The organism is Stenotrophomonas sp. STEN225 (assembly GCF_056756445.1).
The window spans coordinates 17,308-40,961 of the sequence record NZ_JBRRBV010000011.1; the positions used below are offsets into that span (position 1 = coordinate 17,308).

At 66.8% G+C, this 23,654-nt stretch carries 19 protein-coding genes and 1 riboswitch; of the genes, 16 read left to right on the plus strand and 3 right to left on the minus strand.

The genetic code is table 11. The annotated features are described in order from the left end of the window. Positions 1 to 31: 31 nt before the first annotated feature. From ACVOJ1_RS12265 to ACVOJ1_RS12280, 4 genes are all read left to right on the plus strand, one after another. On the plus strand, positions 32 to 2,179 hold the full coding sequence (locus ACVOJ1_RS12265; RefSeq protein ID WP_346480490.1) for a S46 family peptidase: 2,148 nt from the start codon (positions 32 to 34) through the stop codon (positions 2,177 to 2,179). A 136-nt stretch (positions 2,180 to 2,315) separates the two neighbouring features. Next, the gene (locus tag ACVOJ1_RS12270) at positions 2,316 to 5,774 is read left to right on the plus strand and encodes a hybrid sensor histidine kinase/response regulator (RefSeq protein WP_053517694.1); all 3,459 of its coding nucleotides are present in this window, start codon (positions 2,316 to 2,318) and stop codon (positions 5,772 to 5,774) included. Positions 5,775 to 5,912: 138 nt separating this feature from the next. Then, positions 5,913 to 6,002, plus strand: a riboswitch (yybP-ykoY riboswitch). An 88-nt stretch (positions 6,003 to 6,090) separates the two neighbouring features. Then, entirely contained in the window at positions 6,091 to 6,666 is a 576-nt protein-coding gene (locus ACVOJ1_RS12275) for a manganese efflux pump MntP (RefSeq protein ID WP_065174245.1), read from the plus strand. A gap of 148 nt (positions 6,667 to 6,814) precedes the next feature. Beyond that, the gene (locus tag ACVOJ1_RS12280; RefSeq protein WP_346480491.1) at positions 6,815 to 7,129 is read left to right on the plus strand and encodes a hypothetical protein; all 315 of its coding nucleotides are present in this window, start codon (positions 6,815 to 6,817) and stop codon (positions 7,127 to 7,129) included. An 89-nt stretch (positions 7,130 to 7,218) separates the two neighbouring features. On the opposite strand, the gene ACVOJ1_RS12285 is transcribed toward ACVOJ1_RS12280, so the two are convergent. Further along, entirely contained in the window at positions 7,219 to 7,884 is a 666-nt protein-coding gene (locus ACVOJ1_RS12285) for a response regulator transcription factor (protein WP_005411662.1), read from the minus strand. Positions 7,885 to 7,978: 94 nt separating this feature from the next. Continuing rightward, positions 7,979 to 9,922 (minus strand): acetate--CoA ligase, encoded by a 1,944-nt coding sequence (gene acs / locus ACVOJ1_RS12290; RefSeq protein WP_065181408.1) that lies wholly within the window; start codon positions 9,920 to 9,922, stop codon positions 7,979 to 7,981. A 245-nt stretch (positions 9,923 to 10,167) separates the two neighbouring features. Between acs and ACVOJ1_RS12295 the strand changes: the two genes are divergently transcribed. The 4 genes from ACVOJ1_RS12295 (at position 10,168) to xth (ending at position 15,899) form a co-directional block, all read left to right on the plus strand. After that, positions 10,168 to 11,589 (plus strand): DcaP family trimeric outer membrane transporter, encoded by a 1,422-nt coding sequence (locus ACVOJ1_RS12295; protein ID WP_053517699.1) that lies wholly within the window; start codon positions 10,168 to 10,170, stop codon positions 11,587 to 11,589. A 94-nt stretch (positions 11,590 to 11,683) separates the two neighbouring features. Beyond that, positions 11,684 to 13,348: an MFS transporter gene (locus ACVOJ1_RS12300; RefSeq protein ID WP_053517700.1), complete on the plus strand. Its 1,665-nt coding sequence runs from the start codon at positions 11,684 to 11,686 to the stop codon at positions 13,346 to 13,348. Between the two features lie 260 nt (positions 13,349 to 13,608). After that, a complete protein-coding gene (locus ACVOJ1_RS12305; RefSeq protein WP_346480492.1) occupies positions 13,609 to 15,018 on the plus strand; it encodes a coniferyl aldehyde dehydrogenase in 1,410 nt (469 codons plus the stop codon). 113 nt (positions 15,019 to 15,131) lie between these two features. Further along, the gene (gene xth, locus ACVOJ1_RS12310) at positions 15,132 to 15,899 is read left to right on the plus strand and encodes an exodeoxyribonuclease III (RefSeq protein ID WP_065174252.1); all 768 of its coding nucleotides are present in this window, start codon (positions 15,132 to 15,134) and stop codon (positions 15,897 to 15,899) included. 36 nt (positions 15,900 to 15,935) lie between these two features. Here the strand turns inward: xth and ACVOJ1_RS12315 are convergent, their stop codons facing one another. Then, positions 15,936 to 16,187, minus strand: coding sequence for a GlsB/YeaQ/YmgE family stress response membrane protein (locus ACVOJ1_RS12315; RefSeq protein WP_005411656.1), 252 nt, complete (start codon positions 16,185 to 16,187; stop codon positions 15,936 to 15,938). An 84-nt stretch (positions 16,188 to 16,271) separates the two neighbouring features. Between ACVOJ1_RS12315 and ACVOJ1_RS12320 the strand changes: the two genes are divergently transcribed. The 8 genes from ACVOJ1_RS12320 to ACVOJ1_RS12355 all read left to right on the plus strand — a co-directional run bounded on the left by ACVOJ1_RS12320 (position 16,272) and on the right by ACVOJ1_RS12355 (position 23,545). Further along, positions 16,272 to 16,871, plus strand: a complete 600-nt coding sequence (locus ACVOJ1_RS12320) for a 4'-phosphopantetheinyl transferase family protein (RefSeq protein ID WP_065174253.1) — start codon at positions 16,272 to 16,274, stop codon at positions 16,869 to 16,871. 39 nt (positions 16,872 to 16,910) lie between these two features. Next, positions 16,911 to 17,549, plus strand: coding sequence for a 16S rRNA (guanine(527)-N(7))-methyltransferase RsmG (gene rsmG, locus ACVOJ1_RS12325; protein ID WP_053517711.1), 639 nt, complete (start codon positions 16,911 to 16,913; stop codon positions 17,547 to 17,549). Positions 17,550 to 17,660: 111 nt separating this feature from the next. After that, the gene (locus ACVOJ1_RS12330; protein WP_053517712.1) at positions 17,661 to 18,458 is read left to right on the plus strand and encodes a ParA family protein; all 798 of its coding nucleotides are present in this window, start codon (positions 17,661 to 17,663) and stop codon (positions 18,456 to 18,458) included. After that, positions 18,458 to 19,381, plus strand: coding sequence for a ParB/RepB/Spo0J family partition protein (locus ACVOJ1_RS12335; RefSeq protein ID WP_065174254.1), 924 nt, complete (start codon positions 18,458 to 18,460; stop codon positions 19,379 to 19,381). Before ACVOJ1_RS12330 ends, ACVOJ1_RS12335 begins: the two co-directional genes overlap by 1 nt. A 29-nt stretch (positions 19,382 to 19,410) precedes the next feature. After that, positions 19,411 to 20,376 (plus strand): NAD-dependent epimerase/dehydratase family protein, encoded by a 966-nt coding sequence (locus tag ACVOJ1_RS12340; RefSeq protein WP_065181412.1) that lies wholly within the window; start codon positions 19,411 to 19,413, stop codon positions 20,374 to 20,376. A gap of 89 nt (positions 20,377 to 20,465) precedes the next feature. Then, positions 20,466 to 21,188: a glycosyltransferase family 2 protein gene (locus ACVOJ1_RS12345; RefSeq protein WP_065174256.1), complete on the plus strand. Its 723-nt coding sequence runs from the start codon at positions 20,466 to 20,468 to the stop codon at positions 21,186 to 21,188. Then, a complete protein-coding gene (locus ACVOJ1_RS12350) occupies positions 21,188 to 21,529 on the plus strand; it encodes a lipid-A-disaccharide synthase N-terminal domain-containing protein (protein ID WP_053517717.1) in 342 nt (113 codons plus the stop codon). Before ACVOJ1_RS12345 ends, ACVOJ1_RS12350 begins: the two co-directional genes overlap by 1 nt. Positions 21,530 to 21,772: 243 nt before the next feature. After that, entirely contained in the window at positions 21,773 to 23,545 is a 1,773-nt protein-coding gene (locus tag ACVOJ1_RS12355) for a DUF885 domain-containing protein (RefSeq protein WP_053517728.1), read from the plus strand. The last annotated feature ends 109 nt before the right edge of the window (positions 23,546 to 23,654 follow it).

The following is a 23,654-nucleotide window of genomic DNA, read 5'->3' on the forward strand; positions in this document are numbered from 1 at the left end:
CCCGGGCTGTTCTGTCGTACCGGATCGCCTCATGTCGCCACGCAAAACCCTTCCTGCCGCCCTGGCCCTGGGCCTCACCCTCGCTGCGGGCGCCCATGCCGATGAAGGCATGTGGATGCCGACCCAGCTGCCGGAGCTGGCCAAGCCGCTGCGCGCAGCGGGCTTCAAGGGCGATCCGGCCGACCTTGCCAACGTCACCGCACCGCCGCTGAGCGCCGTGGTGCGGGCCGGCGGCGGCACCGGTTCGTTCGTTTCCGCCGACGGACTGCTGCTGACCAACCACCATGTGGCGATGGGCGTGATCCAGTACAACAGTTCGCCCGAGCACAACCTGATCGACAACGGCTTCATCGCCCAGGGGCGCGCCGACGAGCGGCCGGCCAATCCGGACTTCCGCGTGCTGGTCACCGTTGGTTTCGACAAGGTGACCGATCAGGTGCTGGCCAATGCCCGCGGCAAGACCGGCCGTGCGTACTTCGATGCGGTCGATGCGGCCAGCAAGCAGATCGTGGCGGAGTGCGAGAAGGACGGCAGCGTGCGCTGCTCGGTGGCCAACATGTACTACGGCACCGATTTCTACCGCATCGCCCAGCTGGAACTGAGCGATGTGCGCCTGGTCTACGCGCCGCCGCGTGCGATCGGCAACTATGGCGACGAGATCGACAATTTCATGTGGCCGCGCCATACCGGCGATTTCACTCTGCTGCGTGCCTATGTCGGCAAGGATGGCAAGCCGGCCGCGTACAGCAAGGACAACGTGCCCTATCAGCCACCGGCGCACCTGAAGATGTCCGTTGAAGGTCCGAAGGAGGGCGATTACGCGATGCTGGCCGGTTACCCGGGCATCACCTACCGCCACCGAACCGCGGCCGAGTTCGCCAGCCAGGTCGATGCGGTGTTGCCGCGCCGGGTATCGGTGTTCCAGCAGATGATCGACACCATCGAGGTGGCAACTGCCAAGGACGCGCAGGCGCGTACCCGTTACGCTTCGCAGCTGCAGTCGCTGAAGAACAACCGCAAGCGCGCCGCCGGTGAGCTGGAAGGCCTGCTGCGCAGCGATGCCAAGGCGCAGCGCGCTGCCGACGAGTCGGCCATGCTGGCGGCCACCGACCGCCGGTACCGGAGTGACATCCAGGCGTTGCTGGCCAATCTCTCGCAGGGTGCGGCGGTGGGTGAGCGCGACCTGCTGCTGGAGCAGATGGCCAACCAGAGCCAGCTGCTGCGCTCGGCGCTGCTGCTGGAACGCCTGCGCATCGAGTCGGCCAAGCCGGATGCACAGCGCGAAAGCGGTTACCAGCAGCGCGACCAGGCGATGATCGAGGGCGTACTCAAGCAGGTGCAGCGTCGGTATGCAGCGGAGGTCGAAAAGGCGCTGCTGACCACCCTGCTTACGCGATACCAGCAGTTGCCGGACGCGCAGCGCGTGGCCGAGTTCGATGCCGCCTTCGGCCGCACCCCGGCGCAACTGGCGCAGGCGCTGGACACGCTTTACGCCAGCACCCGGCTGGGCGACGAGGCGCAGCGTCTCTCGCGCTTCGCCGCTGCGCGCGAAGGCAAGGCCCTGGCACCCGATCCGCTGATCGCAGTGGCCGGCCCGCTGGTGGCGGCGCAGCTGCGCATCGAGAACGAGAGCAAGACCCGCGAAGGCGAGCAGCTGCGCCTGCGCCCGGCCTACATGCAGGCGCTGTTCGCCTGGCGTGCCAAGCAGGGCCGCGCGGTGTACCCGGATGCCAACCGTACCCTGCGCATCAGCTACGGCAAGGTCGAGGCACTGCACCCGCGTGACGGCGTGACCTACTCGCCGGTGACCACGGTGGCCGGTATCGTCGAGAAGAACACCAACGCCTATCCCTTCGATGCGCCGGCTCCGCTGCTGGCCGCCGTCGCCAAGGGTGATTTCGGCAGCACGGCCGATCCGGCCCTGAAGACACAGACCGTCAACTTCCTGACCAACCTCGATACCACCGGCGGCAACTCGGGATCGCCCGTGCTCAATGCCAAGGGTGAACTGATTGGCCTGAACTTCGACAGCAACTGGGAATCGGTCAGTGCCAGCTGGTGGTTCGATCCGCGCTACAAGCGCGCCGTGCACGTGGACATGCGCTATCTGCGCTGGCTGCTGGCCAAGGTCTACCCGGCGCCGGAACTGTTGAAGGAAATGGGCGTTCCGGCCCAGTAAGACGCCGGCCACGACCCCGGTCGTGGCCCGCACCGCGTAGGCCCCCCACGCCGGTGGGGGGGTGTTGCCCCCAACGAGCCCGTACGTCTGGCCGCCTCTGGCCTACACTGCGGGTTCCTCTGACGGAAACGCGCGCGTGGTCTCCAGCTGGATCCTTCTGCTGGTCTCGGTTGCCTATGCCGCACTGCTGTTCGGCGTGGCATGGTGGGGCGACCGTCGGCCGATGTACCCGGACCGGCCCTGGCTGCGGCCGGTGGTCTACAGCCTGGCGCTGGCCGTGTACTGCTCGTCCTGGACCTTCTATGGCGCGGTGGGCACCGCCGTGCGCAACGGTATCGGCTACCTGCCGATCTACATCGGGCCGCTGCTGCTGCTGCTGTTCGGCTGGCGCATCATCGAGCGCCTGGCCCTGATCGCCCGCAGCCAGAACGTGGTGTCCATCGCCGATTTCATCTCCTCGCGCTTCGGCCGCTCGCGGCGCCTGGCCGCGCTGGTGGCGATCATCGCCCTGATCGGCATCGTTCCCTACCTGGCCCTGCAGTACAAAGCGGTGGCGATGAGCCTGCAGGTGCTGACCGGCAACACCGGCCCGACCGGCTTCTTCAGCGATCCCGCACTGTATGTCGCCCTGCTGATGGCCCTGTTCGCCACGCTGTTCGGCACGCGCCAGGTGGATGCCACCGAGCATCACCACGGCATGATGCTGGCGATCGCGCTGGAATCGGTGATCAAGCTGCTGGCGATGCTCGCCGTTGGCGTATTCGCCTATGTGTGGCTGACCGACCGCACCGATGCGGTGGTCGAGTCGGTGCATACGCTGTTCACCGGTTTGCCGCCGGTGGGATTCATTTCGCAGACCCTGCTCAGTTTCCTCGCCATTGTCTGCCTGCCGCGCCAGTTCCATGTCGCGGTGGTGGAATGTGGCGATGTACGCGACGTGCGCCGCGCACGCTGGATGTTCGGTGGTTACCTGGTGCTGATCTCGGCGATGGTGCTGCCCATCGCCACCGCGGGCGTCACGTTGTTCGGCACCGGCGGCAGCGTCGCCGACGATGCGATGGTGCTGGCGCTGCCGCTGGCCGAAGGCCGCAACGCACTGGCGCTGGTCGCCTATGTGGGTGGCTTCTCTGCGGCCACCGGCATGGTCATCGTCTCATCCATCGCGCTGGCCACCATGGTCAGCAATGATCTGGTGATGCCGGTGCTGCTGCGCCGCAGTGGCGATCACCAGGAAGCAGCCGACGTGGCCTCGCGCGTGCTGTGGATCCGCCGCCTGGCGATCCTGCTGCTCGCGCTGATGGCGTACAGCTACTACCGCAGCAGCAGCAACGACAGCACCCTGGCGTCCTACGGCCTGATGGCGTTCGCCGCGGTAGCGCAGTTCGCACCTGGCCTGATCGGCGGCCTGTACTGGCGTGGCGCCAGCCGCCGCGGCGTGGAAACCGGCATGCTGCTCGGCTTCGCCACCTGGCTCTATACCCTGTTGCTGCCGGCGATGACCATGGCGGGATGGGTCGACGCCGGCTGGGTCCAGCAGGGTCCGTTCGGCATCGAATGGCTGCGCCCGCAGCAGCTGTTCGGCATGACCGGCTGGGATCCGCTGACCCACGGTACCTTCTGGTCGTTGCTGGTCAATGCAGCAACGATGATGCTGGTGTCCGCACGCTGGCGGCCGGGGGTGGACGAGCGACTGCGTGCTGCGCCCTTCCTCGATCCGTACGCCGAGCGCCCCTCGGTCGCCGGCGGTTGGCCCGGCCACGTGCATGTGGGCGACCTGCTGGCGCTGGCCTCGCGCGTGGTGGGCGAGCGTCATGCGCGGCGTTCGTTCTTCGAGCAGGCGCAGTCGCTGGGCCGCGAACTGCAGTCTTCCGCGCCGGCCGACCGGCCCTGGGTGCAGTTCACCGAGCGCCTGCTGGCCGCGTCCATCGGTGCCGCCTCCGCGCGCCTGCTCCTGACCAGCCTGCTGCGCGGCTCCGGCATGGACCTGGGTGAGGTGGTGGCGGTGTTGGACGAAGCCGGGCAGGAACTGCGCTTCAACCGCGAGATCCTGTCCACCACGCTGGAAAACATCAGTGCAGGTGTCAGCGTGGTCGATCCGGACATGCGCCTGACGGCGTGGAACCGCCGCTACCAGGACATGTTCGGCTACCCCGACGGCATGCTGTACGTGGGCCGCCCGGTGGCCGACCTGATCCGCTACAACGCCGAACGGGGGGAGCTGGGCGAGGGCGACATCGAGGTGCAGATCAACCGCCGCATCGGCTACATGCGCGCCGGTTCACCGCATGTGTTCGAGCGCACGCGCAGCGATGGCAAGGTGATCGAGATGCGTGGCCAGGCCCTGCCTGGCGGCGGCTACGTGACCAGCTACAACGACATCACCGATTACAAGCACGCCGAGAAGGCGCTGCTGGAAGCCAACGAAACGCTGGAACAGCGCGTCGCCGAGCGCTCCCACGAAGCTGAAGCCGCCCAGCAGTCGAAGACCCGCTTCCTGGCCGCGATCAGCCACGACGTGCTGCAGCCGCTCAATGCCGCGCGCCTGTTCGCTTCGGCGCTGCGTGACAGCGTTCATGTGAGCGACGAGCAGAAGCATCTGGCCGAGCGCGTGGACGCCTCGCTGCGCGCGGCCGAGGAGCTGCTGGATGGCCTGCTGGACGTATCGCGGCTGGATGCAGGTGGGTTGCATCCGGTCATCGGCGAGTTCGACGTCAGCGCGCTGATGCGCGAGCTGGCCGCACAGTACACGCCGGTTGCCGCCGGCCGTGGCCTGCGCCTGGATCTGTTCGCGCGCCCGGCATGGGTGCGCAGCGACCGGCGCCTGCTGCGGCGCGTGCTGCAGAACTTCCTGGCCAACGCGCTGCGCTATACACGGCAGGGCCGCATCGTGCTGGCCGTGCGCCACAGGGGCGAGGAAGTGGAACTGCAGGTGTGGGATACCGGCCCCGGCATCCCGGAGCATCACATGCGGCAGATCTTCGATGAGTTCCATCGCTACCAGCAGCCCTTCGACTGGGGCGAGCAGGGCCTGGGCCTGGGCCTGTCGATCTGCCAGCGCATCTCGCGCCTGCTGGACCATCGGCTCAACGCACGCAGCCGCGTCGGCAGCGGGTCGATGTTCTCGATCATCCTGCCGCGCGTGGCGCCTCTGCCGGGCTACACCGAGCCTGCCACGGCGGTCCAGGTGGCCGCCACGCCGGTGCGCAGCGATTCGCTGGCCGGCCTGCGCGTGCTGTGCGTGGACAATGACGAGGAAATCCTCGACGGCATGCGTGCGCTGCTGGGTCGCTGGCAGGTGCAGGTGATCACCGCCGCCACCGTCGATCAGGCGCTGGAAAAGATTGCCGAGCGCCCGCAGGTGATGCTGGTGGATTACCACCTGCATGACCGCATGGATGGCCTGGACGCGCTGGTGGCACTGCGCGAGGCGGCGGGATATCCGCTGCCCGGTGCCCTGCTCACTGCCGATGGTCGCGATGAGCTGAAGCGGATGGCTCGCGAGCGGGGTTATCGGGTGCTGACCAAGCCGATCAAGCCGGCCTCGCTGCGCGCCTTCCTCGGCGCGCTGCGCGACGCCGGCAGCAACGAAGCCTGATGGCAACTGTAGAGCCGGGCCTATGCTCGGCTCCGCGCGCAGCCCGGCGCTGATATAGCCATCGCTATACAAACCAGCCCTGCCTGCGCGTTTCACCAGAAATGTGCCAGGCGCGAATCGCGATGCTAAGCTTCGCGTCCCCTTGGGGAGTAGCCGGATTCCTACGCAGGAATCGTCCACGTCAACATACTCGGCCAGTGCGCCGTGGCGTGGACAACCATGATGGTTGGCGAGACCAGCGGCCCGCGCGCGCAACGTCAGGTTGGGCGCGAGCGCAGGCCGTGCGTCCGTCCAAGCCCGACCTCAGCAAGCACACATGTCCCCCATTTCGATCCTCCTGATCGGCTTTGCCATGTCCACCGATGCCTTCGCCGCGGCGATCGGCAAGGGTGCGGCGATGCGCAAGCCGGTGTTCCGCGATGCACTGCGTGCCGGCATCATCTTCGGCGTCATCGAGGCGATCACGCCCATCATCGGCTGGTTGCTCGGCCGTGCCGCCCTGCAGTACGTCGAAGCCTTCGATCATTGGATCGCCTTCGGCCTGCTCGGCGCGCTGGGCATCCACATGATCTACAACGGCCTGCGTACGGATGATGGTGAAGAAGATGAAGACCCTTCGCAGCACCACGGCTTCTGGAAGCTGGCGCTGACGGGTTTCGCCACCAGCATCGATGCGATGGCGGTGGGCATCGGCTTGGCGTTCATGGATGTCCATATCGGCGTGATGGCGGCGGTCATCGGCCTGTGCACGCTCACAATGGTCACCGTCGGCATCATGCTCGGCCGCGTGCTGGGCAGCATGGTTGGCAAGCGTGCCGAGATCATTGGCGGCGCGATCCTGGTGATCATCGGCGCGACGATCCTGTACGAACACCTGCGCGGCGTGGGCTGAGCAGGGCGTTCCTGTACAGCCGAGCCCATGCTCGGCTGGCGTATGAAGCAGCCGAGCATGGGCTCGGCTCTACGTCAGGGGGTCGGCTGACAGGCATTGCGGTGTTGCACTGATGGAGAGGTTGTCATGTGTGCCATAGCCTCTTCGCATGGCCAGTCCCGCACTTCGTTATGGTCGTTGGTCGCATACCGGCAATGTCCATGCTTGGTTGATGGAGTTGCGGACCGGCACGCTGGCCGGCTGCATGCAGATCCTGAAGTCCAGGAGTGGAAGATCCATCGCCACGCGCGCTGATGCGAACGTGCCGATCTGGCAACCGGGGTACTACGACCATGCGTTGCGCAGTGATGAATGCCTGCACACGCAGGCGAGATACATTGCGGCCAATCCCGTGCGTGCAGGGTTGGCTACCCGTATCGCGGAGTACCCCTATGCCTGGAGTCGATGGCCGCTTGAGGCATGATTGGCATTGAGGCGAAGAGCAGCCGAGCATGGGCTCGGCTCTACGAGGGCATCACAAGACCCGGTGCACGGCTCCGCAGCCCGGCACGATCAGTCTTCTTCCGGCGGCAGCACGATCGCGTCGTCGTCGATGGCCAGCTTGCCGGCCATCAGCACCGCCTGGGTGCGGTTGGTCACGCCCAGCTTGCGCAGGATCGCGGTCACATGTGCCTTGATCGTCGCTTCGGAGACGTTGAGGTCGTAGGCGATCTGCTTGTTCAGGCGGCCGGCGCCCAGCATCTGCAGCACGCGGAACTGCTGCGGCGTCAGCTCGCGCAGGCGCTGGCCGACCTCGCGTTCCTCGCGCTCGGTGGGTGGCACGTTGTGTGCCTCCGGCGGGGCCCACGTCTCGCCGTCGAGGATGGTGCCCAGCGCATGACCGATGGTGTCCGAGTCGGCGGACTTGGGAATGAAGCCCAGCGCACCGTGATCGAGCGCACGGCGCATCACCGTGGCCTCCTCCCGCGCGGAGACGACCACCACCGGCAGGTGAGGATGCAGCGAGCGCATGTGCACCAGTGCGTTGAAACCCTGCGCACCCGGCATGTTGAGGTCCATCAGGACCAGGTCGGCATCGTTGTGCTGGTCGGCCAGCGCGTACAGCGCTTCCACGCTGTCAGCCTCGAACAGCTGCACGCCGGGGATGACCCGCTGTACGGCCCCACGCAGGGCTTCGCGGAACAGCGGGTGGTCATCTGCAATCAGGAGGGTGGTCATGGTCGGGGGGAACCGTGGGGAAACTGTTCGGGGGCCAGGCCCCTGGGGTCAGAGCCCTTTCCCTGCGGAAGGGGGTCCGACCCCGGGTCGTACGTCAGCGTACCTTGCGTTCGTCCACCAGTGACGCCACCACCGACGGATCGGCCAGGGTCGAGGTGTCGCCGAGCTGGTCCGGCGCGTTTTCAGCAATCTTGCGCAGGATGCGGCGCATGATCTTGCCCGAGCGGGTCTTGGGTAGGCCCGGTGCCCACTGCAGGTGGTCCGGGGTGGCGATCGGCCCGATTTCCTTGCGCACCCATGCGATCAGCTCCTTGTGCAGCTCTTCGCTCGGCGCTTCCTCGGCCACCAGGGTGACGTAGGCATAGATGCCCTGGCCCTTCACGTCGTGCGGGAAGCCGACGACGGCGGCTTCTGCCACCTTCGGGTGCGAGACCAGCGCGCTTTCGACCTCGGCGGTGCCGATGCGGTGGCCGGACACGTTGATCACATCGTCCACGCGGCCGGTGATCCAGTAGTAGCCGTCTTCGTCGCGGCGGCAACCGTCGCCGGTGAAGTAGCTGCCCGGATACGTGCGGAAATAGGTGTCGATGAAGCGCTGGTGGTCGCCGTACACCGTGCGCATCTGGCCCGGCCAGGAATCACGGATGATCAGATTGCCTTCGGTCGGGCCGTCCTGGATCTCGCCATCGGCATTCACCAGCGCCGGCTGTACGCCGAAGAAGGGCAGGGTGGCCGACCCCGGCTTGAGGTCCATCGCACCGGCCAGCGGCGAAATCAGGATGCCGCCGGTCTCGGTCTGCCACCAGGTATCGACGATCGGGCAGCGGCTGTCGCCGACCACCTCGTAGTACCAGCGCCAGGCCTCGGGATTGATCGGCTCGCCGACGCTGCCGAGCAGGCGCAGCGAGGCGCGCGAGGTCTTCTTCACCGGCTCCTCGCCTTCGCGCATCAGTGCACGGATGGCGGTCGGGGCGGTGTAGAAGATTGACACCTTGTGCTTGTCGATGACGTTCCAGAAACGCGAGGTGTCCGGGTAGTTCGGCACGCCCTCGAACATCAGCGAGGTCGCGCCGTTGGCCAGCGGGCCGTACACGATGTAGCTGTGGCCGGTGACCCAGCCGACGTCGGCGGTACACCAGTAGATGTCGTCCTCGCGCAGGTCGAACACCGCTTCGTGGGTGTATGCCGCGTACAGCAGATAACCGCCGGTGGTGTGAAGCACGCCCTTCGGCTTGCCGGTGGAACCAGACGTGTAGAGGATGAACAGCGGATCCTCGGCGTTCATGCGCTCCGGCTCGCAGGTGGATGGCTGGCTGTCCACGACGTCATGGAACCAGCGGTCGCGCGGGGCCTGCATGTCCACCGCGCCGCCGGTGTGGCGCACCACCAGCACGGTCTCCACGGTGTTGGTGCCCGGCAGTTTCAGGGCTGCATCGACGTTGGCCTTCAGCGGAACCTTGCGGCCACCGCGCAGGCCCTCGTCGGCGGTGATGATGAGCTTGCTCTGGCAGTCGCTGACACGATCGGCGATCGAGTTCGGCGCGAAGCCACCGAACACCACCGAGTGGATCGCACCGATGCGTGCGCAGGCCAGCATGGCCACGGCAGCATCGACGATCATCGGCAGGTAGATGGTGACCCGGTCACCCTTGCCGACGCCCAGGTTGCGCAGCGCATTGCCGAGCCGGCAGGTGCGCTCGTACAGCTCGCGATAGGTCACGTGCTGGGCCGGTGCGTCCGGGCTGTCCGGCTCGAACAGCAGGGCGGTCTTGTCGCCACGGCTGTCCAGCTGGCGGTCAAGGCAGTTGACGCTGGCGTTGAGCTCGCCGTCCTCGAACCACTTGATGTGGAAGTCGGCCAGGTCGTAGCTGACGTTCTTGATCTTCGTCGGCGTGCGCATCCATTGCAGGCGCTCGGCGGCCTTGCCCCAGAAACCCTCCGGGTCGGTCACAGAAGCCTGGTACTGCTGTTGGTAGGACGTCTTGTCGATGCGTGCCTTGGCGGCGAACTGCGGATCGACGGGGTAGATATCAGCCATGGCACCCTCACTTGCACGTTGACTTTGTATGTGCGGTCGCAGCATCGCAACGACCGATCCCCCTCAGTTTGCCCCATCCACCCCCGGCCGCGTCACCACTGTGCTTAGACCATGGTCGAAAGTGGGCGCCCTGCGGGCCCGGCTTCGACCAATGGCGAATAGCCGGTGCGCGCATGTGCCCCGCAGTCTCGGCTCGACCGTGCCCCACGCGCGGCATCACCTTGCCACTTGGGAGAGAGGGCAACATGAGCCACCGTACGTTGAAAGCCGTGCGCACACCTTTGGCGGCCTGCCTGCTGGTCGCCCTGGTCGCACCGGGCATGGCGTTCGCAGAGACCGCCAAAGAGAAAGCACTCGAATCACGCGTCGCCGAACTGGAGCGCCAGGTCCAGCTGCTGCTGTCTTCGCAGCAACAGCAGCAGACCCAGATCGCCCAGACCCAGCAGGCGGTGACCGAAGTCCGCACCGTGCAGTCCGAGCAGAAGCCGGCGGTGCCGGCCGGCAAGCAGCCGATCCAGGTCACCACCATCACTCCGGGTGCCGCACCGGGTACCACGGTCAAGATCGGTGGCTTCATCAAGGCTGACTTCCTGGCGACCCAGACCAGTGACGGCCAGCTGGCCGACGATGCCACCGGCCGTTCGCTGTATCTGCCGGGCCAGACCCCGGTGGAAGGCGCCGGCGGAAACGGCAGGCGTTCGGGCACCGACTACAACGCCCACGCAAAGTTCTCGCGCTTCAACTTGGGCATCGACAACGTGAGCGAGTCCGGCAACAAGGCCGGCGCGTTCTTCGAGATGGACTTCTTCGGCAACTCGCTCGGCAACCAGACCGCCACCAACACCTACGGTGTCACCCTGCGCCATGCCTACATGTACTGGAACAACTGGCTCGCCGGCCAGACCTGGTCCAACTTCATGGACGCGGCCGCATTGCCGGAAGCGGTCGACTTCGTCGGCCCGACCGACGGTGTGATCTTCGTACGCCAGGCGCAGGTGCGTTACACCAGCGGCGGCTTCAGCGTTGCCCTGGAAAACCCGGAAACCACCACGCTTACTGGTACCCGCAATCCGGTCACGGGTGCCTGGACCAACGCCAGCGCCAACTCCGATCGCGGCAGCCTGCCGGATCTGACGATGCGTTACGGCTGGAAGGGCGACTGGGGCACCTTCGGTGTCGGCGGCATCGTCCGCCAGCTGAAGGTCGACAACCAGACCACCGGCGCCAAGGCCGACAAGGTTGCCGGCGGCCTGACCCTGGGCGGCAAGTGGGTGATGGGCGACAGCGATTCGCTGCACTACCAGTTCACCGGAGGCGAAGGCATCGCGCGTTACATCGGCCTGGGCATCACCGCCGACTCGGCCTATGACATCGCCCGCGACGAGCTCAATCCGACCGGCGTTCTGGCCGGCTACGTGGGCTGGCGCCATGCGTTCTCGCCGAAGCTGCGCACCAACCTGATCTATGCGCGCAGCGACTACGACAACGACAGCGTGCTGGGCCCGCTGGTCACCAAGAGCGTGCAGAGCATCCGCGGCAACATCTTCTACTCACCGCTGCCCAAGGTCGATGTCGGCGCCGAGCTGATGTATGGCCGCCGCGAGATCGAGAACGGCAACAAGGGTGACATCACCCGGCTGCAGTTCACCACGAAGTACAGCTTCTGACGGCGCGCCGACCCAGGTCGGCCGCTACCGATACTGAGTGCCGACCCACCGTCGGCACCTACCAACAACGATTGCTTCGGAGGGGAAGCGTCTCATGTCCAGCACACCCAGCACCGCGCACAATCCCGCGGGCACCCTAACCAAGGGCCACAAGAAAGTCATCTTCGCTTCGAGCCTGGGTACGGTCTTCGAGTGGTATGACTTCTTCCTGTACGGCTCGCTCGCCGCCATCATCGCCAAGCAGTTCTTCAGCGGTGTCAATGAAACCACGGGCATGATCTTCGCCCTGCTGGCGTTCGCCGCCGGCTTCTTCGTGCGTCCGTTCGGCGCGGCCTTCTTCGGCAGCCTCGGCGACCGCATCGGCCGCAAGTACACCTTCCTGGTCACCATCCTGATCATGGGCATCTCGACGTTCCTGGTCGGTGTGCTGCCCAACTACGCGTCGATCGGCTTTGCCGCGCCGGTGATCCTGATCATCCTGCGCCTGGCCCAGGGCCTGGCGATGGGTGGCGAATACGGCGGCGCGGCGACCTACGTGGCCGAGCATGCCCCGGACGACAAGCGTGGCCTGTACACCAGCTTCATCCAGTGCACCGCCACGCTGGGCCTGTTCATGTCGCTGCTGATCATCCTGGCCTGCCGCTACTTCCTGGGCAATGAAGCATTTGAAGCCTGGGGCTGGCGCATTCCGTTCCTGGTGTCCATCGTGCTGCTGGGCATCTCGGTGTGGATCCGCCTGCAGCTGAGTGAGTCGCCGCTGTTCCAGCAGATGAAGTCGGAAGGCAAGGGCTCCAAGACGCCGTTCCGTGACAGCCTGAAGGGCGGCAACCTGAAGCTGATGCTGCTGGTCCTGCTGGGCGCAGCGGCCGGCCAGGCCGTGGTCTGGTACGGCGGCCAGTTCTATGCGCTGTTCTTCCTCAGCAGCATGCTGAAGGTCGACGCCACCACCTCCTACCTGCTGATCGCAGCCGCACTGGCGCTGGGTGTGCCGTTCTTCATCTTCTTCGGCTGGCTGTCCGACCGTATCGGCCGCAAGAAGATCATCCTCGCCGGCTGCCTGCTGGCTGCCGTGACTTACATCCCGATCTTCAAGGGCCTGACCCACTTCGCCAACCCGGCCATCGAAGAGGCCCGCAGCAGCTCGCCGGCCCTGGTCGTGGCCGATCCGTCCACCTGCTCGTTCCAGTTCGATCCGGTCGGCCTGCGCAAGTTCACCAGCTCCTGTGACGTGGCCACCGCCGCGTTGACCAAGGCGGGCGTGCCGTACGACGTGCAGCCGGCAGCGGCGGGTTCGCTGGCGATCGTCAATGTCGGCAGCGCCAGCGTCACCTCGTATGAAGCGGCGGGACTGAGCAAGGACGAAGGCAAGGCCAAGGCCGACGCGTTCGGTGCCGAACTGAAGACCGCCCTGACCACCGCCGGCTACCCGGCCAAGGCGGACAGCGCGCGCATCAACATTGCGGGCACGATCTTCATGCTGTGGCTGCTGGTGCTGTACGTGACCATGGTCTACGGCCCGATCGCCGCCTACCTGGTCGAGCTGTTCCCGACCCGCATCCGCTACACCTCGATGTCGCTGCCGTATCACATCGGCAACGGCTGGTTCGGTGGCTTCCTGCCGGCGATCTCCTTCGCGCTGGTGGCCGGTACCGGCAACCTGTACTACGGCCTGTGGTATCCGATCGCGATCGCGCTGATGTCGGTGGTGATCGGTGGCCTGTTCCTGCGTGAAACCAAGGACGTGGATATCACCAAGTAGGAATGATGTTCACCGGATGAAGGAGAGGCCGTGGTGCAGACCACGGCCTTTTCGTTGCCTTGTAGCGCCGAGCCATGCTCGGCGACCGCGCAGCGCGCGGCACAAAACTCCGCAGACGCGAAAAGACAGCGTTCAATGCCGTAATCGTGGTTGAAAAGCATCCGAAGCCACCCGCCATCTCGCGCCCAGGGTCAGATCTCTTTCGCGCGCGAAAGGTATCTGACTCCGTCGGACAGTGCCGCACCCCGTATAGTCGGCCCATGACGACCACCGCCCCAGCCGACCTCCCCGACCTCCTGCACACCCTGCGCAGCGCCTGGCAGTCGCAGCGCCCGTCGCTGGATCAGCGCGAAGCCGACCTGCGCCGCCTGCGCGAGGCGCTGAAGCCGCGTCTGGATGAAATGGCCCAGGCCATCGCCGAGGACTTCGGCCATCGCGCCCACGTTGAATCGAAACTGGCCGATGGCATGAGCGTGCTGTCGGCCATCGACCACCTGCGGCGTCACCTGCGGCGCTGGTCGAAGCCGCAGCGGGCATCGGCGGGATGGAAGTTGTGGCCGGCGCGCGCGCAGCTGCGGCCGACGCCGTTGGGCGTGGTCGGGGTGATCTCGCCGTGGAACTACCCGGTTACGCTGGCATTGGTGCCACTGGCCACCGCCATCGCTGCCGGCAACCATGTGTTGCTGAAGCCGTCCGAACATACCCCGCGCACCAGCGCGTTCCTGGCCGATCTGCTGGCCAGTGTGTTCCCGCCCGATCGGGTGGCGGTGGTGCAGGGTGGGGCGGACGTAGCCGCAGCGGTCTCCTCTTTGCCGCTGGACCATCTGCTGTTCACCGGCTCGACGGCCGTGGGCCGCAAGGTGATGGCAGCGGCAGCCGAGCATCTGGTACCGGTTACCTTGGAACTGGGCGGCAAGTCGCCGGCCATCGTCTGCCGTGATTTCCCGCTGGACAAAGCCGCCGCACGGCTGGCCACCGGCAAGTGGTTCAACGCGGGCCAGACCTGCATCGCGCCGGATTACGTGCTGATCGATAGCGCGCGTCAGCGCGAGTTCGTGCAAGCGCTGCAGCAGCAGGTACGCGAGCGCTATGGTGACTTCAGCGAGGCCGGCGACTACACGCGCATCATCAACGAAGGCCAGTACCAGCGCCTGCAGGGCTATCTGGCACAGGCGCGGCAACGCGGGGTGCCGGTGATTCCGCTGGCGCACGTGGATGAGGCTCGCGCCGGCCGCGAGCGCCTGCTGGTACCGACCGTGGTACTGGACCCGCCGGACGATCTGGACCTGATGCGCGAGGAGATCTTCGGGCCGATCCTGCCGGTGCGCGCCTACCCGGATCTGGATGCGGCGCTGGTCGACGTTCTCTCCCGCGACCGGCCGCTGGCGCTGTATCCCTTCAGCCACGACCGCGCCACCGTGGAGCGCATTCTCGCCAACGTGGTGGCCGGGGGAGTGACGGTCAACGACACGCTGCTGCACTTCGCCGCCGATGGCCTGCCGTTCGGCGGGGTGGGCGCCAGCGGCATGGGCGCGTACCACGGCCGCGCCGGGTTCTATGCGATGAGCAAGCGGTTGCCGGTGCTGTGGCAGTCGCGCTGGGCGGCCAGCGACAGGCTGCGGCCGCCGTATTCGAAGATTGCGGGGATGTTGAAGCTGCTGCTGCGGTGAAGCCACGCATGGCGTGGCTCTACTGGTAGGTGCCAACCTTGGTTGGCACGCGGGGCATCCATGCGCCAACCAAGGTTGGCGCCTACCAAAGCAGGCCCGGGTAGAATGCCCCCATGAAGATCGCCTCGTGGAACGTCAATTCGCTCAACGTCCGCCTGCCGCACCTGGAGCAGTGGCTCAAGGAGTTCGGCCCGGACATCGTCGGCATCCAGGAAACCAAGCTGGAGGACCACAAGTTCCCGGATGCGGCGTTGATCGGCGCCGGCTACCGCAGCGTATTCGCCGGCCAGAAGACCTACAACGGCGTGGCACTGCTGTCACGCGAGCCGGCGCAGGACGTGCAGATCGGCATTCCGGGTTTCGAGGACGAGCAGAAGCGCGTCATCGCCGGCACCTTTGGCGACCTGCGGGTGATCAACCTGTATGTGGTCAACGGCCAGGACGTCGGCACCGACAAGTATGCGTACAAGCTGCGCTGGCTGGAGGCCGTGCACGCCTGGATCGGCGAGGAACTGCAGCGGCACCCGAAGCTGGTCGTGCTGGGTGACTTCAACATCGCCCCGGACGCCCGCGACGTGCATGATCCGGAGGTGTGGAACGAGAACCACATCCTCACCTCCACCGCCGAGCGCGGCGCGCTGAACAAGCTGCTGCAGCTGGGCCTGCACGACGGTTTCCGGCTGCACAACGAGGAAGCCGGCACGTTCAGCTGGTGGGATTACCGCGCGGCGGGCTTCCGCCGCAATCTGGGCCTGCGCATCGACCTCACCCTGGTCTCCGATGCGCTCAAGGGCGGCGCCGTGGCGTCCGGCATCGACCGCGAGCCACGTACCTGGGAGCGCCCCAGCGACCACGCGCCGGCATGGGTGCAGTTGGGGTGAGGTAGCGCCGGGCCGTGCCCGGCGCTGCCCGTCGGATCAACGTATGCTCTTGCGGGTGAACAGGTTGACGATCGCCAGCAGGATCACCGCACCGATCAGCGAGAACAGGAAGGTGCGGATGGTGATCGCTTCGTTGATGCCGCCGCCGAACAGCCAGCCGGAAATCAGCGCGCCGACAATGCCGACCACGATGTTGAGAATGATGCCCTGCTGCGCATCGCGCTTCATGATGATGCTTGCCAGCCAGCCCACGATGCCGCCGACGATCAGCCAGATGATGATGCCCATGATCGAACCTCCGGTGGAAAACCGTGACCAGTTGACGCGCATGGCTGTGAACCCGTCGTGCAATCGCGTGACGGTTGCGTGCGGATGAGCTTGCCAGCCACCCTGGATGGCCCCTGGCGCTTCGGGCCCGTGACGGTCTGGCGGCGGCCACATGTGCCGGGCCAGCGCGGTGAGCCGCAGGCCCGGCAGGTGCTGGCACAGGCGCTGGATCTCGCGCCGGAGGCACTGCCGCTGGTCCGCGACGACAAGGGCCGACCCGAGCTGACCGGTGCGCTGGCCGACCACGGCACGGGCTGGAGTCACAGTGGCGACGTGCTGCTGGTGGCGCTGGGTGAAGGTGTACGGCTCGGCGTGGACCTGGAACTGCTGCGCCCGCGCCCACGCCTGCTGGAGATCGTGCAGCGCTTCTTCCATCCGGAAGAGGTGGCCTGGCTGCAGGGCCTGGACGCCGCGGAACGCGAACACTGGTTCTTCCGTGTCTGGTGCGCCAAGGAGGCGCTGCTGAAGGCACACGGGCAGGGCATTTCGTTCGGCCTGCATCGCCTGCAGCTGGCGCCAGGTGTCGACGGCGCCCTGCACCTGCGCTGGTGCGACCCTGCGCTGGGTGATGCCCGGCAGTGGCATCTGCACGAATGGCAGGCCAGCGGCCAGTTCCGTGCCGCATTGGCCTGGTATCCGCAATGAAGCGGCGAATCAGCCCGGGAAACGGGCGATAATGGCGGCATGAGCGAACACGAACTTCCCGCCGGCGTGACCGCCACGCTGGAGCAGGGCCTGGCCGGCATGGGCCTGGACGCCGCACTGGCGCCGCCGCTGCTGCGCTACCTGGGCCTGCTGCACCGCTGGAACGGCACCTACAACCTCACCGCCATCCGCGACCCGCAGGAGATGGTCACCCGTCACCTGCTCGATTCGCTGGCCATGCAGCCGTTCGTGGCCGATGGCCGCCTGGCCGACCTCGGTACCGGTCCTGGACTGCCCGGTATCCCGCTGGCGATCGCCTGCCCGGGTCTGCAGGTCACCCTGGTCGAGAGCAACGGCAAGAAGGCCCGCTTCATGCGCGAGGCCGTGCGCCAGCTCGGCCTGGGCAATGCCCGCGTGGCTGAGTCGCGCGCCGAAGCGCTGGACGAGGCCGGCCACTACGACCAGTTGACCGCCCGCGCGATGGACACGCTGGCCGGCATCATCCGCGTCGGTGGCCACCTGCTGCGTCCTGGCGGCGTGCTGCTGGCGATGAAGGGCGTCTACCCGCATGAAGAGATCGCCGCACTGCCGGCAGGCTGGCAGGTGCGCGACGTGGCCCCGTTGAGCGTGCCCGGCCTGGCGGGCGAGCGCCACCTGGTCACCGTTACAGGCCCCTGATCCCGCCGCCAACCCTTTGCGCGACAAGGGGTTGGCGATCCACGATTTCCGCCCGGGCCCGGTTGTACGCATAATGACCGGTCCCAGCATCCGTCGACGAGGCACACCCGCATGGCCCGCATCATCGCCATCGCCAACCAGAAGGGTGGCGTCGGCAAGACCACGACCGCCGTCAACCTGGCCGCTTCCCTGGCCAACGCACCCAAGCGCGTGCTGTTGGTCGACCTGGATTCGCAGGGCAACGCGACCATGGGCAGTGGTGTGGACAAGCGTGAGCTGGCGGCGTCCACCTGCGACCTGCTGCTGGGCGAGAACACCGCCGCCGACGTGCGCGTGCAGACCGCGGAAGGCTACGACCTGCTGCCCGGCAACATCGACCTGACCGCTGCGGAGATCCAGCTGATGGCGCAGGGCGAGCGCGAGCAGCGCCTGAAGCGCGCGCTGGCGCCGATCCGCGACGAGTACGACTACATCCTGATCGACTGCCCGCCGGCGCTTTCACTGCTGACGCTCAACGCACTGGCCGCCGCCGATTCGGTGATCGTGCCGATGCAGTGCGAGTACTACGCGCTGGAAGGCCTGAGTGCGCTGGTGGAAACCATCGAGGCGCTGCGCGCCAGCCTGAACCCGGCGCTGGAGATCGAGGGCGTGCTGCGTACCATGTTCGATGTGCGCAACAACCTGGCCAACGCCGTATCGGCCGAACTGACCGAACACTTCGGCGACCGCGTGTTCCGTACCATCGTGCCGCGCAACGTGCGCCTGGCTGAAGCGCCCAGCCACGGCCAGAGCATCGTCGGCTACGACCGCGCCTCGCGCGGTGGCGTGGCTTACCTGGGCCTGGCTGGCGAGATCATCCGTCGCAACAACGAACGCAACAAGGCCACCAAGGCCGTGGAGACCGTCTGATGACCAGCAGCAAGCCGGCAGCCAAGAAGCGAGGCCTCGGCCGTGGCCTGGATGCGCTGCTCGGTCCGAAGGGGGCGGTCAGCCAGGTGCAGGCCACCACCGCGGTGATCGAACCGTTGCCGGGTGAGGTGCTGCGCAAGCTGCCGGTCGGCCAGCTGCAGCCGGGCAAGTACCAGCCGCGTCGCGAAATGGACGAGGGCAAGCTGTCCGAACTGGCGGACTCGATCCGGTCGCAGGGCGTGATCCAGCCGATCCTGGTGCGTCAGCTGCCGGCGGGCAACTTCGAGATCGTCGCCGGCGAACGCCGCTGGCGCGCCTCGCAGCTGGCCGGTCTGGACGAAGTGCCGGTGGTGGTGCGCGAACTGGAAGACCGCACCGTCATCGCGATGGCGCTGATCGAGAACATCCAGCGCGAAGACCTCAACCCGCTGGAAGAAGCCGAGGCGCTGCAGCGCCTGATCAGCGAGTTCACCCTGACCCATGCCGAGGCGGCCGAGGCCGTCGGCCGCTCGCGCGCGGCGGTGTCCAACCTGCTGCGCCTGCTGGAACTGCCGGTGGCCATCCGCCTGCTGCTGGAAACCCGACGCCTGGAAATGGGCCACGCCCGCGCGCTGCTGACCCTGGCCCCGGAACTGGCCGGCAAGCTGGCGCAGGAAGCGGCCGATGAAGGCTGGTCGGTGCGTGAAGTGGAGCGCCGCGCGCAGGCCTTCGCCGCCGGCAAGGTGCCGAGCAACCGCCCGGCGGCCGCGCCGAAGGTGCAGCAGGCCGACATCGCCTCGCTGGAAACCGAACTGTCCGAGTCGCTGGGGACCAAGGTGGCGATCAGCCACGGCCGCGGCGGCAAGGGCAAGCTGATCATCCACTACACCGATCTGGATACCCTCGACGGCGTGCTGGAAAAGCTGCGGACCCGCCAGGGCTGAGTCGCTCGGCACGTGGACAGAGACCTGCAATGACCATCCTGCTCACCGGCGCTGCCGGCTTCATCGGTGCCTACACCGCCCGCGCGCTGCTGGAGGCGGGCCAGCCGGTGGTGGGCCTGGACAACTTCAACGACTACTACGACCCGCAGATCAAGCGGGACCGCGTGGCCGCGCTGTGCCCCACGCTGGATCTGCGCACGCTTGACCTGACCGACCGTGAAGGCCTGGCCGCGCTGTTCGACGAACTGCAGCCGAGCGCGGTGATCCATCTGGCTGCGCAGGCCGGGGTGCGCTACTCGCTGGAGAATCCGCAGGCCTACGTCGACAGCAACCTGGTCGGCTTCGTCAATATCCTGGAACTGTGCCGCCACCGCGGCGTGCAGCATCTGGTCTACGCCTCCAGCAGTTCGGTGTACGGCGATTCGGCCACGCCGCCGTTCTCCGAGGACCAGCGCGTGGATCAGCCGCGCTCGCTGTACGCGGCCACCAAGGCTGCCAACGAGCTGATGGCGCACACCTACGCGCAGCTGTATGGCCTGCATGCCACCGGCCTGCGCTTCTTCACCGTGTACGGCGCGTGGGGACGGCCGGACATGGCGCCGCTGCTGTTTTCGCGTGCCGTCTTGGCCGGGCGCCCGATCGAGGTGTTCAACCAGGGGCGCATGCAGCGCGATTTCACACATGTCTCCGACATCGTGTCGGGTATCCTCGGCGCGCTCGCGCACCCGGCCGATGGTCCGGTACCGCATCGGGTATTCAACCTCGGCAACCATACGCCGGTCGAGCTGGAGCGCTTCATCAGCGTCATCGAGCAGGCCGCCGGCCGCCCTGCGCAGAAGGTCTACAAGCCGATGCAGCCGGGCGACATGGTCCGCACGATGGCCGACACCCGCCGCGCACATGACGCATTCGGCTTCGATGCGGTGACCCCGATCGAGCAGGGGCTGCCGCCCGTCGTCCAGTGGTGCCGCGAGTATTTCGGCGATCGCGCCTGAGGAGCAATCCTCACACAGCCGGATTCATCTTCGGATAACCTCGGCTTCGGAGAATGCGCGGTCTTTGTCCCCTCTTGGCCGAGTGACCCATGAGCCAACCCGAGCTTTCCGTTGTCGTCCCCGTATTCAACGAGCGCGACAATGTCGCGCCCCTGATCGCCGAAATCGTCGCGGCACTGCGGGGCCGGTTGCCGTTCGAGATCGTCTATGTCGACGATCACTCCCGCGATGACAGCCTGGCGGTGCTGCAGGGCCTGAAAGCCACCACGCCGGAGCTGCGGGTGCTGCACCACGTCGAGCAGAGCGGGCAGAGCACAGCGGTGCGCACCGGTGTCAAGCATGCCCGTGCGCCGTGGATCGCCACCCTGGATGGTGATGGCCAGAACGATCCGGCCGACATCCCCAAGCTGCTGGCGGCCCGCGATGCTGCCGACGGGCAGGTGAAGCTGTTTGCCGGCTGGCGCGTCAACCGCCAGGACAGCGGCAGCAAGCGCTGGGCCAGTCGCTGGGCCAACCGCATCCGGGCGCGCATGCTGCGCGACGATACGCCCGACACCGGCTGCGGCATCAAGCTGTTCGAGCGCGAAGCCTTCCTCGACCTGCCGTATTTCGACCACATGCACCGCTATCTGCCGGCGCTGATGCAGCGTGCCGGTTGGAAGACCACCAGCGTGCCGGTCAACCATCGCCACCGTACCGCTGGCGTCTCCAAGTACAACAACCTCGGCCGTGCGCTGGTCGGCATCCGCGACCTGCGGGGCGTTGCCTGGCTGATCACCCGCAGCAGGCGTACCGCGGTGGAAGAACGATGATGGCGCTGCACTGGCTCGACCAGCCGCTGACCTGGTTGTTCTGGACCGGCCTGCATGTGACGGGCTGGAAGCTGATCGGCTATACCGGCGCACTGATGTTCGGCGGCCGCTGGCTGGTCCAGTTCATCGCCTCCCGGCGTGCCGGCAAGCCGGTCATCCCGCGCCTGTTCTGGTACATGAGCGTGATCGGCAGCCTGATGACGCTGAGCTACTTCCTGTTCTCGGCCAAGCAGGATTCGGTAGGCGTGCTGCAGAACCTGTTCCCGGCGTTCACCGCGCTGTACAGCCTGCACCTGGACATCCGCCATCGCGGCTGGAAGCGGGACAAAGCCAGCCATTGAGGCAGCGCCGGAGAGGCGTCCGTTCTGCACGCTGCGCGCTCGCGGGGCATGGCCCCGCGCTACCGATCCAACCGTTGAGGCGGCACCTGGGCGGGATCGAACACCGGTAGCGCCGGGCCATGCCCGGCGAAGGTGTGCGGTCCCCGCGTTACCGGTCCTGCAGCGCAGGCAGGACTTTTGAACCATGCCCCGGCTGTCCGGCGGTGCCATGATCGGCGTCTGCCTTCCCGGGAACCTGTGCTCGTGAAAACCCGTCTTGCCGTTGCCCTGCTCATCGCCCTGTCCGCTCCGGCTGCCGTCGTGGCGGCTCCGCCCGCGCTCGCGGCGTCCGCCCCTGCGACCACCGAATCGGCGGCCGATGCCGCCTTCCGCGCGCTGTACGAAAAGGAATGGAAGTGGCGCCAGGCCGGGGGCGGTGAAGCCAGCGAGGATGGCGACGCGCCGGCCAACGCCACGCGGCTGCCCGATGTGGGCGCGGCCGCGCAGCAGGCGCGCCTGAAGGTCTGGGACCAGACCCTGGCCGAGCTGAAGAAGATCGACCCGAAGACACTCAGCGCCGACAACCAGGTGAACTACGCGATCTACCGCGACCAGGTGTTCAACCTCGCCGAGGAGGTGCGTCTGCGGGCCTACGAGATGCCGTTCAACTCCGATTCCTCGTTCTGGTCCAATCTCTCGTTCATGGCCCGGCGCGAGATGAAGACCGCGCAGGACTTCCGTAACTACATCGCACGCCTGGACGATGTGCCGCGCTATTTCGGCCAGCAGACCGAGAACATGCGCGCCGGACTCAAGCGGGGTTTCAGCGTGCCCCGCGCGGTGCTTGACGGGCGCGAGGTCTCCATTGCCACCGTCGCCGAGCTGAAGGACCCCACCGAGTCGCCGCTGTACGCGCCGTTCAAGAAGCTGCCGGCCAGCATTCCGGCGGCCGAGCAGGCGCAGCTGCAGGCGCAGGCCCGTGCGGCGATCAACGGCAAGGTGGTGCCGGCCTTCCAGCAGCTGCGTACCTTCTTCGTCAATGAGTACGTGCCGCAGGCGCGTACCACCCTGGCGGCCGAAGCGATGCCGGAGGGCAAGGCGTTCTACAGGCAGCAGATCCACGAATACACCACGCTGGACCTGTCGCCGGATGAGATCCATCGCATCGGCCTGGGCGAAGTCGCGCGCATCCAGAAGGAGATGAACGACATCATCCAGCAGGTCGGCTTCAAGGGCAGTTTCGGCGAATTCCTGACCTTCCTGCGCACCGATCCGCAGTTCTACGCCAAGACCCCGAACGAGCTGCTGTATCGGGCGGCGTGGATCTCCAAGCGCATCGATGGTGTCATCGGCAAGTACATGACACTGCCGCGCGCGCGCTTCACCATCGTGCCGGTGCCGCCGGACATCGCGCCGTTCTGGACCGCAGGCCGCGGTGGCATGGGCACCTATTGGCTCAACACCTACAACCTGCCGGCGCGGCCGCTGTACAACCTGCCAGCGCTGACCCTGCACGAGTCCGATCCCGGTCATGCCCTGCAGGGCGCGCTCGCCGCCGAACAGGGCGAACAGCCCGAGTTCCGCCGCAACGCCTACATCTCCGCCTACGGCGAAGGCTGGGGCCTGTACAGCGAGAAGCTGGGCGTGGAGATGGGCATCTATGAAACCCCCTACGAGGATTTCGGTCGCCTCACCTACGAGATGTGGCGCGCGGCACGCCTGGTGATCGATACCGGGGTGCACAGCAAGGGCTGGACCCGGGAACAGGCCATCGCCTACCTGCGTGACCATACCGCGCTGAGCGAGCACGAAGTGACCACCGAAGTGGATCGCTACATCTCCTGGCCGGGCCAGGCGTTGAGCTACAAGCTCGGCGAGATCGCCATCGTGCGCCTGCGCGCGCAGGCCGAGAAGGAGCTGGGCGACAAGTTCGACGTCAAGGGTTTCCATGACGCCGTGCTCAAGCAGGGGTCGGTGCCGCTGCCGGTACTGGAACAGCAGATCCAGGCCTATATCGCGCAGCGCAAGCAGGCCTGATCCGAAATGCCGCCGGGCATGGCCCGGCGCTACCGGAATGCGCGGTGGTAGCGCCGGGCCACGCCCGGCGAGCGCGAAGCGCGGCAGACGGGGCCGGATCACATGATCC

Coding starts and splice junctions, on each gene's coding strand:
- ACVOJ1_RS12265 (WP_346480490.1), top strand. CDS start 32: ATGTCGCCACGCAAAACCCTTCCTGCCGCCCTGGCCCTGGGCCTCACC.
- ACVOJ1_RS12275 (WP_065174245.1), top strand. CDS start 6,091: ATGTCCCCCATTTCGATCCTCCTGATCGGCTTTGCCATGTCCACCGAT.
- ACVOJ1_RS12280 (WP_346480491.1), top strand. CDS start 6,815: ATGGCCAGTCCCGCACTTCGTTATGGTCGTTGGTCGCATACCGGCAAT.
- ACVOJ1_RS12285 (WP_005411662.1), bottom strand. CDS start 7,884: ATGACCACCCTCCTGATTGCAGATGACCACCCGCTGTTCCGCGAAGCC.
- acs (WP_065181408.1), bottom strand. CDS start 9,922: ATGGCTGATATCTACCCCGTCGATCCGCAGTTCGCCGCCAAGGCACGC.
- ACVOJ1_RS12295 (WP_053517699.1), top strand. CDS start 10,168: ATGAGCCACCGTACGTTGAAAGCCGTGCGCACACCTTTGGCGGCCTGC.
- ACVOJ1_RS12300 (WP_053517700.1), top strand. CDS start 11,684: ATGTCCAGCACACCCAGCACCGCGCACAATCCCGCGGGCACCCTAACC.
- ACVOJ1_RS12305 (WP_346480492.1), top strand. CDS start 13,609: ATGACGACCACCGCCCCAGCCGACCTCCCCGACCTCCTGCACACCCTG.
- xth (WP_065174252.1), top strand. CDS start 15,132: ATGAAGATCGCCTCGTGGAACGTCAATTCGCTCAACGTCCGCCTGCCG.
- ACVOJ1_RS12315 (WP_005411656.1), bottom strand. CDS start 16,187: ATGGGCATCATCATCTGGCTGATCGTCGGCGGCATCGTGGGCTGGCTG.
- ACVOJ1_RS12320 (WP_065174253.1), top strand. CDS start 16,272: ATGAGCTTGCCAGCCACCCTGGATGGCCCCTGGCGCTTCGGGCCCGTG.
- rsmG (WP_053517711.1), top strand. CDS start 16,911: ATGAGCGAACACGAACTTCCCGCCGGCGTGACCGCCACGCTGGAGCAG.
- ACVOJ1_RS12330 (WP_053517712.1), top strand. CDS start 17,661: ATGGCCCGCATCATCGCCATCGCCAACCAGAAGGGTGGCGTCGGCAAG.
- ACVOJ1_RS12335 (WP_065174254.1), top strand. CDS start 18,458: ATGACCAGCAGCAAGCCGGCAGCCAAGAAGCGAGGCCTCGGCCGTGGC.
- ACVOJ1_RS12340 (WP_065181412.1), top strand. CDS start 19,411: ATGACCATCCTGCTCACCGGCGCTGCCGGCTTCATCGGTGCCTACACC.
- ACVOJ1_RS12345 (WP_065174256.1), top strand. CDS start 20,466: ATGAGCCAACCCGAGCTTTCCGTTGTCGTCCCCGTATTCAACGAGCGC.
- ACVOJ1_RS12350 (WP_053517717.1), top strand. CDS start 21,188: ATGGCGCTGCACTGGCTCGACCAGCCGCTGACCTGGTTGTTCTGGACC.